8 protein-coding genes, 1 tRNA gene and 4 pseudogenes are annotated in these 13,032 nt (G+C 42.0%); 10 read left to right on the forward strand and 3 right to left on the reverse strand.

Annotated features, from left to right (window positions below; genetic code table 11):
• Positions 1-25: 25 nt before the first annotated feature.
• Positions 26-1,299: pseudogene (locus NXX38_RS02385) on the reverse strand (histidine-type phosphatase).
• Between the two features lie 230 nt (positions 1,300-1,529).
• On the opposite strand from NXX38_RS02385, the gene sppA reads away from it, so the two are divergent.
• From sppA to NXX38_RS02420, 7 genes and pseudogenes are all read left to right on the forward strand, one after another.
• Positions 1,530-3,308, forward strand: a complete 1,779-nt coding sequence (sppA, locus tag NXX38_RS02390; RefSeq protein ID WP_258978520.1) for a signal peptide peptidase SppA — start codon at positions 1,530-1,532, stop codon at positions 3,306-3,308.
• 10 nt (positions 3,309-3,318) lie between these two features.
• Positions 3,319-4,448: pseudogene (gene lpxK / locus NXX38_RS02395) on the forward strand (tetraacyldisaccharide 4'-kinase).
• On the forward strand, positions 4,405-5,214 hold the full coding sequence (locus NXX38_RS02400) for a purine-nucleoside phosphorylase (RefSeq protein ID WP_004327187.1): 810 nt from the start codon (positions 4,405-4,407) through the stop codon (positions 5,212-5,214). Before lpxK ends, NXX38_RS02400 begins: the two are co-directional and overlap by 44 nt.
• A gap of 16 nt (positions 5,215-5,230) precedes the next feature.
• Positions 5,231-6,268 carry a thiamine-phosphate kinase gene (thiL, locus tag NXX38_RS02405; RefSeq protein ID WP_258978521.1) on the forward strand — a complete coding sequence of 346 codons (1,038 nt, stop codon included), beginning with the start codon at positions 5,231-5,233 and terminating at the stop codon, positions 6,266-6,268.
• Positions 6,269-6,429: 161 nt separating this feature from the next.
• Positions 6,430-6,502 (forward strand) — tRNA-Phe (locus NXX38_RS02410).
• 251 nt (positions 6,503-6,753) lie between these two features.
• Positions 6,754-7,972 (forward strand): annotated as a pseudogene (locus NXX38_RS02415) (site-specific integrase).
• A gap of 48 nt (positions 7,973-8,020) precedes the next feature.
• Entirely contained in the window at positions 8,021-8,782 is a 762-nt protein-coding gene (locus NXX38_RS02420; protein WP_258978522.1) for a DUF4062 domain-containing protein, read from the forward strand.
• Between the two features lie 369 nt (positions 8,783-9,151).
• Here NXX38_RS02420 and NXX38_RS02425 read toward each other — a convergent pair whose 3' ends face one another.
• The gene (locus NXX38_RS02425; RefSeq protein WP_249390505.1) at positions 9,152-9,433 is read right to left on the reverse strand and encodes a helix-turn-helix domain-containing protein; all 282 of its coding nucleotides are present in this window, start codon (positions 9,431-9,433) and stop codon (positions 9,152-9,154) included.
• A gap of 4 nt (positions 9,434-9,437) precedes the next feature.
• Positions 9,438-9,725 carry a helix-turn-helix domain-containing protein gene (locus NXX38_RS26680; RefSeq protein ID WP_309569429.1) on the reverse strand — a complete coding sequence of 96 codons (288 nt, stop codon included), beginning with the start codon at positions 9,723-9,725 and terminating at the stop codon, positions 9,438-9,440.
• A gap of 340 nt (positions 9,726-10,065) precedes the next feature.
• Between NXX38_RS26680 and NXX38_RS02435 the strand changes: the two genes are divergently transcribed.
• From NXX38_RS02435 to NXX38_RS02445, 3 genes and pseudogenes are all read left to right on the forward strand, one after another.
• The gene (locus NXX38_RS02435; protein WP_258978525.1) at positions 10,066-10,374 is read left to right on the forward strand and encodes a helix-turn-helix domain-containing protein; all 309 of its coding nucleotides are present in this window, start codon (positions 10,066-10,068) and stop codon (positions 10,372-10,374) included.
• Complete coding sequence (locus NXX38_RS02440) at positions 10,355-11,587, forward strand: VapE domain-containing protein (RefSeq protein ID WP_258978527.1); 1,233 nt, start codon at positions 10,355-10,357, stop codon at positions 11,585-11,587. Before NXX38_RS02435 ends, NXX38_RS02440 begins: the two co-directional genes overlap by 20 nt.
• Before the next feature lie 310 nt (positions 11,588-11,897).
• Positions 11,898-12,879, forward strand: a pseudogene (locus tag NXX38_RS02445) (toprim domain-containing protein).
• Positions 12,880-13,032 lie beyond the last annotated feature (153 nt).

Below are 13,032 nucleotides of genomic sequence, written 5' to 3' on the forward strand. Positions count from 1 at the left end.
ATAATAATGTTAAGTTAATGTCGCATTATATATGCTGATATTTATCTAATTTTTCACGATAGTAGCTTTCACATCTTTCCAGTGGTAATAAGGAGCTACGTCTGTTTTCACCGGTAGTTTAGTTTCCTTTTCATTAAGTAATACTTTTACCAATACATCGTTACTTCCTTTTTTATGGAAAAAGACGAATTGCACGTTACTAGCCATCGGGAAAATATCATACGCTCTCCATTGTTCGGATAACTTTTCTACGTCAGGGTAAGATTCTCCATAATGATTCAGTTCCAATAAAGCGACTAACGGTAACAGACAAGACTCATGACCAAATCTCAAAGTGGCCTGGTTCTTACCTTCTTTCAAAGCAGCATCTGCCCTATCTAAAATATTACGCAACAAGTCGGCTTCCCGATAGGGCATCAAACCATCCGTTACAGGAGAACAAGCGTGTGTCAGATACCAATATAAGTTGTTACAACTCCATAGATCATAACACTCTTCATCTGTGAAAAGAGAATATAGCTGCATATCTGTATCATGACTCTGCATATTACAAGCCAAATCAAAAAGACGTCTCATCAGGCGCGCTTCATCAACATTTGCTTTTACATACGCTTCGTCTGTAAACAATGTTTTCATCAAGCGTTGCGGACGTACATGGGTAGCTTCAAAATCTTTCTGAACCTTTTTCACTTTATCGGAACCAGCTATTTTACTCAAATCCTTGGCAGGAGGATTCATGTAATACATATCATGGTAACTTGCATCATTCTTGATACATAGATTAGGATTCATCGCCTGCAATTGGAGGCATTCGGATGTCATGGATAAAATACACCGGATGACAACTGTGGAACGGGCATCCACTTCTGTTCCATCAGCAAATATCTGTGGGAAATTAGTATACATACGCTTTGCAATTCCTCTGTGTTGGCGTGCTCCCACCGAAGTCAGTTCACCAAGACGACCTTCCGCCATATCAGCCATGCGCAAAACAATATCCAGTGTGTTTTTACCTGTTGCAGTAAGTTTGTTTAAAGAGTCGGCTTTTAATAAAGTTTGCTTGGGGAAACGATAATCATTCGGATCAATCAGATACCGTGAGCCATGACGCATATATGTGCTGATATAAAAAGGTTCGTACCCCTTAGGAGCAGCTGTCTGCTTAGCAGTAGGCGTAGGATATGCATAATAATTATTAGCGGATAAATACCGGTTTGCACGGATCTCTTCACGAGCAGTTTGCGCTTGTACCGTCCATACAAACAAGAGCAATAAAAGAATAGACGTGAGTTTTTTCATGATAGTATTATTCAATGTATTAATAGTTGTGCCACAAAATTAGAGATTTCTTCTCATTTAAAAGGATTTGATACAGACAAATATACTTAAATCTTAAATGGAGGAAGTTCCTTTTTATGTGGATTCGCTGTGATAAAACAAAAATTCGTACGACTTATTGAATAAATATCAACTCAATTATTTATCTTTGTTAGCTTAATAACAAGCTGGCGCAAAAAACAATAAGTATAATGAAAGATTTCTTGAAATTTACACTTGCCACGGTGACAGGTATCATTTTGTCAAGTATTGTATTATTTATAATCAGCATGGTAACGTTGTTTGGCATCATGTCTGCTTCGGACACAGAAACAATCGTAAAAAAGAATTCTGTAATGATGCTCGACTTAAACGGAACGTTGGTTGAACGTACGCAAGAAGATCCGCTGGGTATTTTATCACAGTTGTTGGGTGACGGATCTAACACATACGGACTGGACGATATTCTTTCTTCCATCCAGAAGGCTAAAGAAAACGAAAATATTAAAGGGATTTATCTGCAGGCAAATTCATTAGGCACCTCCTATGCTTCTTTACAGGAAATCCGTAACGCACTGCTCGACTTCAAAGAAAGTGGAAAATTCGTTATTGCTTATGCCGACTCCTACACGCAGGGACTTTATTATCTTTCCAGCGCAGCCGATAAGGTGTTGCTCAATCCCAAGGGAATGATTGAATGGCGGGGTATCGCCTCTGCTCCCCTGTTCTACAAGGATCTGCTACAAAAAATAGGAGTTGAGATGCAGGTGTTCAAGGTGGGAACTTACAAATCTGCCGTAGAGCCGTTTATTGCTACGGAAATGAGTCCTGCCAACCGCGAACAGGTTACCACATTTATCACTTCTATCTGGGGACAGGTTACGGAAGGGGTATCTACTTCACGTAATATTTCTGTAGACTCACTGAATGTTTATGCAAATCGCATGCTCATGTTCTATCCGGCAGAAGAGAGTGTAAAATGCGGATTGGCTGATACTCTGATTTATCGCAATGATGTGCGCAATTATCTTAAGAAATTGGTAGAGATCAATGAAGATGATAATCTTCCTATATTAGGATTGGGCGACATGATGAACGTAAGGAAAAATGTGCCGAAAGATAAAAGCGGTAATATCGTAGCTGTTTATTATGCATCCGGTGAGATTACAGACTATCCGAGCTCTGCAACTTCCGAAAATGGGATTGTCGGTTCGAAAGTCATTCGTGACTTGCGCAAATTGAAGGATAATGATGATGTGAAAGCTATTGTACTCCGTGTCAATTCTCCAGGTGGAAGCGCTTTCGCCTCGGAACAAATCTGGCATGCTGTGAAAGAGCTGAAAACAAAGAAACCGGTCATTGTCTCTATGGGTGATTATGCTGCGTCAGGCGGTTACTATATCTCTTGCGTTGCCGATACGATTGTTGCAGAGCCTACTACCCTGACCGGTTCTATCGGAATCTTCGGTATGATTCCTAATGTGAAAGGATTGACTGATAAAATCGGTTTAAGTTATGATGTCGTAAAAACGAATAAATACGCTGATTTCGGAAATATCATGCGTCCGTTTAACGAGGATGAGAAATCATTGCTTCAAATGATGATAACTGAAGGATATGATACCTTTGTAACTCGTTGTGCCGAAGGACGTCACATGACGAAGGAAGCTATCGAGAAGATTGCTGAAGGTCGCGTATGGACTGGAGAAACTGCTAAAGAACTGGGATTAGTAGACGAATTAGGTGGTATTGACAAGGCACTGGATATTGCTGTTGCAAAAGCCGGTATCGAAGGTTATACCGTTGTGTCTTATCCGGAGAAACAAGATTTCCTGTCTTCCCTGCTTGATACGAAACCGACGAATTATGTAGAATCACAATTACTGAAAAGTAAATTAGGAGAGTACTATCAGCAATTCGGTTTACTGAAAAATCTGCAAGAACAATCCATGATTCAGGCACGTATTCCGTTCGAACTGAATATTAAATAAACCGTAATACATGGACGAACACTTTATCAAGATACATAAGTGGCTCTACCCTGCCTCCTGGCTCTACGGAGCAGTGGTAATGATGAGAAATAAACTCTTTGACTGGGAAGTTCTCCAATCAAAGAGCTTTGATATACCTATCATCAGCGTAGGTAATCTCGCTGTAGGAGGGACAGGAAAAACTCCGCACACTGAATATCTGATAAAGTTTCTTTGTAACCAATATAAGGTAGCTGTATTAAGCCGGGGATACAAACGGCACACGAAAGGCTATGTACTGGCAACTCCGGAAAGTACGGCAAGAAGCATTGGCGACGAACCTTACCAGATGCATCAAAATTCCCGTCTGTCACAGTAGCTGTCGACGAAAAGCGTTGTCATGGCATAGAAAAGTTGCTTGCACTGCAAAAGCCTTCAGTAGATGTTATCCTATTGGACGATGCTTTCCAGCACCGATACGTCAAACCGGGATTGAGTATTCTGTTAACGGATTATCACCGGTTATTCTGTGATGACACTTTGCTCCCCGCAGGACGGCTTCGTGAACCAATTAGCGGCAAGAACCGGGCGCAAATCGTTATTGTCACCAAATGCCCGCAAGACATCAAGCCTATTGATTACAACATTATCACGAAACGACTGAATCTTTATCCATATCAACAGTTATTCTTCTCATCGTTCCGGTATGGTAACCTGCAACCTGTGTTCCCTACCATGTCTCCGGACACAAATGCCATTCCGGCAAACCATGAGATTACTTTGTCCTCACTGGCAAACACTGATATATTATTGATGACGGGAATTGCCTCACCTGCTCCCATTCTCGAAAGACTGGAAGGTTGTAGCAAACAGATAGATTTACTATCGTTTGACGATCACCACAATTTCACTCATCGGGATATACAGCTTATCAAAGAACGGTTTCATAAACTGAAAGGAGAACACCGGTTGATTATTACCACCGAGAAAGATGCAACACGCCTGATTAACCATCCGGCTTTGGACAAGGAGTTGAAACCATTTATCTACGCCTTGCCTATTGAAATTGAAATATTACAAAATCAACAAGATAAATTTAACCAACATATTATTGACTATGTTAGAGAAAATACAAGAAACCGCAGCTTATCTGAAAGGTAAGATGCATACCAGTCCGGAAACTGCCATTATATTAGGCACCGGGCTTGGCAGTTTGGCAAACGAAATCACCGAGAAGTATGAAATAAAGTATTCGGATATCCCCAACTTCCCGGTATCTACCGTCGAAGGTCATAGCGGTAAGCTGATTTTCGGCAAACTAGGCAATAAGGATATCATGGCTATGCAGGGACGCTTCCACTATTACGAAGGTTATTCCATGAAAGAAGTAACTTTCCCTGTACGTGTCATGCGAGAGTTAGGTATCAAAACCTTGTTTGTATCCAATGCCAGTGGCGGTACAAATGCTGATTTCGAAATCGGTGACCTTATGATTATCACTGACCATATCAACTATTTCCCCGAACACCCGCTTCGCGGAAAAAATATCCCTTACGGACCTCGCTTCCCGGACATGAGCGAAGCATACAGCAAGGAATTGATTAGTAAGGCTGACGAGATTGCCAAAGAAAAAGGAATTAAAGTACAACACGGAGTGTATATTGGTACGCAAGGTCCTACTTTCGAAACTCCTGCTGAATATAAGCTATTCCATATCCTTGGTGCTGATGCGGTTGGTATGTCTACCGTTCCGGAAGTTATCGTAGCCAACCATTGTGGTATCAAAGTATTTGGTATTTCCGTCATCACCGACTTGGGAGTAGAAGGAAAGATCGTAGAAGTAACACACGAAGAAGTTCAGAAAGCCGCTGACGCTGCTCAACCGAAAATGACCACGATCATGCGCGAACTTATCAACCGTGCCTAAACAACCATCCCGATTTATGAGAACTGAAATAGCATCTCTCGGTGAGTTTGGTCTGATTGACCGCCTCACCGAGGGAATCAAACTGGAAAACGAATCCAGCAAATATGGAGTGGGCGACGATGCCGCCGTTCTCTCCTACCCTTCAGAAAAGCAAGTATTGGTAACAACCGACCTGCTTATGGAAGGTGTGCATTTTGACCTGACTTATGTTCCCTTGAAACATTTGGGATATAAATCAGCAGTAGTTAATTTCTCCGATATTTATGCCATGAACGGTACTCCCCGGCAGATTACGGTATCTCTTGGTCTTTCCAAGCGTTTCAGCGTGGAAGATATGGATGAACTTTATTCCGGTATCCGTCTGGCTTGCCAGCAATACAATGTCGACATTGTGGGAGGTGATACAACTTCTTCCCTGACAGGTCTTGCTATCAGCATCACCTGTATCGGCGATACCGACAAGGATAAAGTAGTTTACCGTAATGGAGCTAAAGACACTGACCTGATCTGTGTCAGCGGCGACTTGGGAGCAGCCTATATGGGGTTACAACTCTTGGAACGTGAAAAAGTGGTATTAAAAGGCGATAAAGACATTCAACCGGATTTCACCGGCAAAGAATATCTATTGGAACGCCAGTTAAAACCGGAAGCCCGCAAAGATATCATCGAGAAATTGGCAACCGCCAATATTGTCCCAACTTCTATGATGGACATTTCTGACGGCCTATCATCAGAACTAATGCATATCTGCAAACAAAGCAATGCTGGTTGCCGCGTTTACGAGGAGCATATTCCAATCGATTATCAGACGGCTGTTATGGCTGAAGAGTTTAATATGAATCTTACAACCTGTGCCTTAAACGGCGGAGAAGATTATGAACTACTCTTTACTGTTTCCATCGCCGATCATGAGAAAATTTCACAAATGGAAGGAGTCCGTCTCATTGGACATATTACCAAGCCCGAACTTGGCTGTGCATTGATTACTCGTGATGGACAAGAATTCGAATTAAAAGCGCAGGGATGGAATCCATTAAAGGAGAATAAGCAATAGATTTCATCACATACTTGAAATATTTTCATCTTATACAACACTGATAATTAGCTGACTAACTTTTTATCAGTGTTTTTTATTTCCAGAAGACTTGCAGAATCCAAAAGTTTCACTACCTTTGCAACCGCAAAAGAGATTTAACTGAATCAAGTTAATATTATGGTGCCATAGCTCAGTTGGTAGAGCAAAGGACTGAAAATCCTTGTGTCCCCGGTTCGATTCCTGGTGGCACCACTTTTTAAGAAGGCAAAACGATGTAAATCCCTGAATTTCAAAGAAGTTCAGGGATTTTTCATTTCCAAGAATAGGCAAAATCAGTGGGATTAGAGCAAACTATACGTCCTTATTCAAGGGACTGGTTTTAAAAACCCGAAATGTTCCACTGTGAAGTATTTACTTCATTCTTTTACAGCTTGTTGCGCTATTTTACATAACAGGGTTCTCGGTTCGATTTCCTAACTTTGTATCATTAAAAATTGAGCCGTATGGAAAGAAAAAGATTCAGCGTGTTGTTCTTTATCAAACGTAGCAAACTGTTAAAAAACGGGGAAGCACCCGTGCGTGTACGTGTCACTTATGACCGCCTATACGTGGAACTTCAACTAAAGCGGAGCGTAAAAGTCCCACTCTGGTCGCAGGAAAAAAGAGAAATCGACAGGCAAAGACCGAAACTCCGTAGAACTTAACCATTACATTGACGCCCTGCGTGTGAAATTCTATCAGATTTACCAAGACTTGGAACTGGAGGGAAAGATTATCTCCGCACGTGCCATAGTGAACCGCTATCAGGGAAAGGACGAGACTTTCAAGACATTATACAATGTGTTCAAGGAGCATAACGACAATTGCCGGAAGCTAATCGGGACGGACTATGCCGATATTACCGTAAGACGTTACGATAACTGCCTTAAATATCTCATGGAACTGGTTAGACGTGACTACAAGGTAGATGATATACTGTTGCGTGAGATAAACGGGGAACTGGTGCGTAAATTCGATTTATACCTAAAGACGGAGAAGCATTGCGCACAGAACACCGTTATCCGGTACATGAAATGCTTCAAGAAAGTGATAAACCTTGCCATTGCCAACGAGTGGCTGACAAAGAACCCGTTTGCCGGAATCAAGTTTCACGAGGTGGAGGTAAACAAACAGTTCCTAAGCCAAGCCGAGATAAACCAGATATGGCAGAAAGAGTTCAGGATTGAACGGCTGGAACTGGTACGGGATGTTTTTATCTTTTGCGTATATACCGGGCTGGCATTCATAGACGTGTATAACTTGCGCCCCGAACACATTTCAGAGGACAGCAACGGCAACCTGTGGATAGTGAAACCCCGTGAAAAGACAAACAACCTCTGTAACATCCCGCTTTTGAGTATTCCCAAACAGATACTTGATAAATATAAGGATAACCCCTACTGCATGGATAAAGGAACTTTATTACCCGTTCCCTGCAATCAGAAGATGAACAGCTACCTGAAAGAGATTGCCGACCTGTGTAGTATCAAAAAGAACCTGACCACGCACACAGCCCGCCACAGTTTCGCATCGGTTATCGCACTGGCTAATAATGTGTCGCTGCCGAACGTGGCTAAAATGCTGGGGCATTCATCCACCCGAATGACACAGCACTACGCAAAGGTATTAGACCAAACGATATTAAAGGATATGCAAAAAGTTGAAATTATACTTTCGAAGTAAATGCCAGTTATTTAGTAAATTCCGTATTTTTGCAAAAAAAATAATTATATGGCAAAACCAAGAATATTCATAAGTTCAACTTTTTATGATTTACGACAAATCCGTTCTGATATAGATTTATTCATAGAAGGACTGGGATATGAACCTATACGAAATGAAGAAGGCGACATTCCATATGGAAAAGAAGATGCTTTAGAAGAATATTGTTATAAAGAAATAAAATCTGTAGACATCCTTATTTCTATCATTGGTGGACGTTTTGGCTCTGAATCAAAAAGAGAAAATTCTTCTATTTCTCAAACAGAGCTAAAAACTGCAATTAAAGAAAATAAGCAGATTTATGTTTTTGTGGAAAAGAATGTACTTTCTGAATACGAAACATACTTGTTGAATAAGGAAAATTCTATCAACTATAAATTTGTTGACAATGTTAAAATCTATCAATTTATTGAAGAAATTAAAAATCTAAAGGTCAATAATAATATAAAAGGATTTGAAACAGCTTCAGATATAACAAGATACCTAAAAGAGCAATTTGCTGGATTATTTCAACGATTTTTAGAAGAACAAACCAAAATTAAAGAGGTTAGTCTTATAATGAATTTGGAAAGGACATCACAAAATTTAAACAAATTAGTCACTTTCCTTAGTGAACAAAATAAGGGACAAACAGAAGATATTAATCGAATATTAATGATTAACCATCCTTTAATTGGAGCATTACGAGAAAAATTGAACATTCCATATAATTTCTATATCGAAGGAGTAAATGATTTAATGAAATTAATAGGAAGCAAGAGGATATTCTAATTCTCCAGACGAAGCACCTTGGGATGATGATTATACTTGGATTAAATTTTCAAAGAATGGGACATTAAAAGAAACCCTAACTATATCAAAGAAAATATTTGATGAAGAAAACAGACTCAAATATGTAAACAAATCCAATTGGGATGATAATTATATTAATCAGTCTTTTTTTAAATATACCATCATCTAAGGAGGATGACTTGCCTTTTTAAATTTTATACAACAAAAAGCCAGCAACATAGTTTTCAAGAAACCGTGATTGCTGGCTTTCAACCAAACAATATAGAAAACAAGACAGCTATATTTCAATACTTCAATATTTCAAGAAAGCAAGACAGCAAGAAAACAAGATTCCATGTTTTCAAGATTTCATTTCTGATAGAACCTTTCCAACAAATCCATGATGTCACTTTCCCGGTAGATGATTTTTCCCGGAAGCTGCACGTACCCCAGCAACCCCGTGTCCCTGTAATCCTGCAACGTCCGTTTGCTGATGCAAAGCCGCTTGCACACTTCCTCGCCCGTCAGGTAGTGTTCACCGTTCAATACCGGGCGATAGTTCATTACCACGTACTCCACGTTTTCCAGCACCCTGTCGAGGGAGGAAAACAGTACCAGCGTAGTATCGGAATCTTTCGTTATCAAATCCATACACCTACTTTTTAGAATTGTCCCTTACTTGGTCGAGCAGGAATGTTTCCACGTCCGAAGCCTTGTAATAAATCTTATTGTTAATCTGCGAATAAGGCAGTTTCTCCGTGTCACGGTAGGTCTGCATCGTCCGGGCTGAAACATTCAGCAGGCGGCAGGTCTCGCAGTTATCCAGCCACTTGTCACGCTTCCTGCGTAAAAGCACGCAGAGCGCATCCACACGCCCCACAAAGTTTTCAAACCTCTGTTTCCAAAGTTCAAAGGTTCTCTTTTCAATCGTCACTATTTCCATAACCGATATATTTATTATTGTCAATACTCCGTTTTTCTTCACTGGTGCAAATATATAAGGCTGAATGACAGGTTGTTTCTTCCTGTCCGAAAATGACCTTGCGTGTCCGAAAATGTCCACCGCCAACCCCAAAACAACATGAAAGAAACGAACCGATAACAAAAAACTTGTTTTTTCTCCACTCCCTAAATAAATAAGGTAATGAACACAAAGCCGTTTTCTATTTACCGACATTAATTTGGCGCAGAGCGAAGCAAAGCGATTCCAAACGGCTGGCGCTTTGTTTTTTTACCGATTTTTCTTATTTTATTTGTGGTGCTAATTCAAAAAACAAGCACCTATGAATAATCCTTTCGAAGAAATTTTCAAGCGGCTGGAGAACATCGAAAAGATGATTGCCCCGGTCATGGGCGCACAGCCCGAAGAACGGCAGGACGGAAAAGAGCCTGTGTTAATCAAAATATCCGTTGCCAGCAGCATAACCGGGTATTCGGTCAATTACCTGTACCACTTAGCCAGCAAGGGACTGATACCGTGTGTCAAGCGTGGGCGTACCCTTCGTTTCGACATGGAGGAACTCAAAAAGTGGATGCAGCAGCAGTATGTCCCGGCTTCTAACAGACTTCCCGATGAAAAAGAAAAGAAGTGATGATACACGGCACATTGAGGGCTGGCAGTCAAAGAACGAGCGCATCGAAAGCCTGTTGAACGTCCTGTACGATTTCCGGTTCAATACCGTAAAGAGCCGGACGGAATACCGGGCTGCAAGTTCTTCGGGCTTGTACCAGCCCGTTACAAAATTTGCCCTGAACACTTTCAGGCGCAGACTGGACGCAACAGCTGACATTTCCACCTCTACCGACAACATCCGCATGATACTGGAAAGCGATTTCGCAAGAAAGGCTCACCCCATACAGGAGTATTTCAACGCCCTGCCCTTGCTGAATCCTGCCGAACACGGATATATCGGCAAACTCCTAAACACGGTACAGGTAGCCAACCCCGGCAAATGGGAGGAATATTTCACGAAATGGCTTATCGGTGTGGTAGCCAACGCCATGAACGACACGGGATGTCAGAACCATACCTGTCTGGTATTGACCGGGGACAAGCAGGGGCAGTTCAAATCATGGTGGCTGGACAACCTTTGCCCGACACCGCTTAAGAACTACCTGTTTACCGGAAAGATAGACCCGCAGGGCAAAGACATCCTGACACTGATAGCTGAATGCCTATTCATCAACATTGACGACCAGCTAAAGGAACTCAACAAGCAGAACGAGAACGCCTTGAAGAACCTTATCACCACCCCGGCAGTGAAATACCGCAGACCGTATGATATTTACATAGAGGAATACCCCCACCTCGCCAGCTTCATGGCTTCGGTGAACGGCAACGAGTTCCTGACCGACCCGACAGGTAGCAGGCGTTTTTTGCCGTTCGAGGTACTGCACATAGACAAGCCCACGGCAGAAAGTATTCACATGGATAACGTCTATTCCGAAATCATGTACCTGTACCGTCAGGGCATGCGCTACTGGTTCAATGATGCGGAGATTGAAGAACTGCACCTGACAAATGCGGAATTTGAGGTGCAGACAATCGAGTTTGAAATGCTGATGCAATACTTTGAACAACCGACAGCAGAGGAGGAAAGGCACTGTTTCATGACTACCGCACAGATACTCGCACACCTGCGCAATATATCCCCCGTCCAGTTATCCGAAAAAAGATTGGGTGAATCATTGCGGAAAATCGGTTTCAAACGGGTGCAAAAGCGAATAAACAACAACTATTATCCGGTATATGGGTACAGGATAAAGCCTGTTCCGGCTTCCCGTACAGGGGATGATTACGGGTAGAACCGGGATGTAGTAGCTTCTACATACTGTTTGAGATATAGATAACAATTTAATAAACAACAGTTTAACAATTATGTAGCATGAAGTAAGATAGAATCCCAAACTTTCGGAAAATCCGGGAAAAAGAAAAAACGGCAATATAATATATAGGATATATTTATTCCTTTTTTAAAGGATAAATAATTACTATGTTACTACATGTACTACAATCCGTTGAAAAAGAAATAGATAGATGTAGTAGTGTCCCGTGCTTCTTCTTACTCGCTTCTTGCTTCCATTATTGCTATCGTTGAATTTAAAAATAAAAATTATGACCTATAAGGAAGCCAACAATATCAGTATCAAGGATTACCTGAACTCTTTTGGAATCCAGCCCGTCACGGAAAAAGGAAGTTACGGGATGTACCGCAGCCCCTTACGGGAGGACAACACGCCAAGTTTCAAGGTGGATTATAACGCCAATCTATGGTGTGACTACGGAACTGGCGAGGGCGGGACGCTCATCGACTTTGTGATGAAGCAGCACGGATGCAACGCCTACGGTGCTATCTGCCGATTGGAACAGGGTAACACCGCCTCTTTTTCCTTTCATGGGAAAGACCTGCCCGAAAGGGACATGAAAAGGCAGGCAGCCAGCCCGATAGAGATACACAGAATACAGCCGTTGCAGAATCCGGCACTCATGCGCTATTTGCAGGAAAGGGGGATTTCTCCCGGAACTGCAGCCCCATACGTGCAGGAAATGTATTACCGTATCGGTGGAAAGCCTTTTTTTGCGCTGGCGTTCAGAAATGATTCAGGAGGTTACGAACTCCGCAATCCCCGTTTCAAGGGCAGCACATCGAAAGACATTACCCATATACGGCAGCAGGGAGAACCGAGAGATACCTGTTTCGTGTTCGAGGGCTTTTTGGATTTCCTCTCATTCCTCACTATCCGGCAACAGAAAAGCCCGGATATGCCCTGCACCGACTGGCAGGACTACGTTATTCTGAACTCCACCGCCAACACGGATAAAGCCTTATATCCGTTGGCTGATTACGGGCATATACATTGTATGCTTGACAATGACGAAGCCGGGAGGAAAGCGGTTGAAGCCATAAGGCAGGAATACAAATGGCGTGTCCGTGACGCATCACACCTGTACAGCGGTCACAATGACCTGAACGACTATTTGCGTAGCCTTAAAGTGAAACAATCCCAAGACTTGACAGTTACCGACAAGCCCAAGCCGGAGCAGGATAACAGACAAAATCCGGGTGAAAAAAAGAAAGAGAGGGCTAAGGATGTGACCTGCAAGGCTGGCGGCATGAACAGACGGCAGGCTGTGTGATTAGGGAGAGCAAGGTTATGTTTCGGTAAACCGAAACACCTTGCTTTGCCTGACAGCAAAGAAAATTTCTCCCGTTGGTCGCAATTTTTAAGATACCACCTAAAAGCAAAAA

This window comes from Bacteroides sp. BFG-637 (assembly GCF_024793605.1).
In the GTDB taxonomy this organism is placed as follows: Bacteria; Bacteroidota; Bacteroidia; order Bacteroidales; family Bacteroidaceae; genus Bacteroides; species Bacteroides vicugnae.

What these genes read in the sequence shown, in the direction of transcription:
- NXX38_RS02425 (WP_249390505.1), bottom strand. Translation starts at nt 9,433, where the DNA reads ATGGATTTGATAACGAAAGATTCCGATACTACGCTGGTACTGTTTTCC.
- NXX38_RS02420 (WP_258978522.1), top strand. Translation starts at nt 8,021, where the DNA reads ATGGCAAAACCAAGAATATTCATAAGTTCAACTTTTTATGATTTACGA.
- NXX38_RS02440 (WP_258978527.1), top strand. Translation starts at nt 10,355, where the DNA reads ATGAAAAAGAAAAGAAGTGATGATACACGGCACATTGAGGGCTGGCAG.
- sppA (WP_258978520.1), top strand. Translation starts at nt 1,530, where the DNA reads ATGAAAGATTTCTTGAAATTTACACTTGCCACGGTGACAGGTATCATT.
- NXX38_RS02435 (WP_258978525.1), top strand. Translation starts at nt 10,066, where the DNA reads ATGAATAATCCTTTCGAAGAAATTTTCAAGCGGCTGGAGAACATCGAA.
- NXX38_RS26680 (WP_309569429.1), bottom strand. Translation starts at nt 9,725, where the DNA reads ATGGAAATAGTGACGATTGAAAAGAGAACCTTTGAACTTTGGAAACAG.
- thiL (WP_258978521.1), top strand. Translation starts at nt 5,231, where the DNA reads ATGAGAACTGAAATAGCATCTCTCGGTGAGTTTGGTCTGATTGACCGC.
- NXX38_RS02400 (WP_004327187.1), top strand. Translation starts at nt 4,405, where the DNA reads ATGTTAGAGAAAATACAAGAAACCGCAGCTTATCTGAAAGGTAAGATG.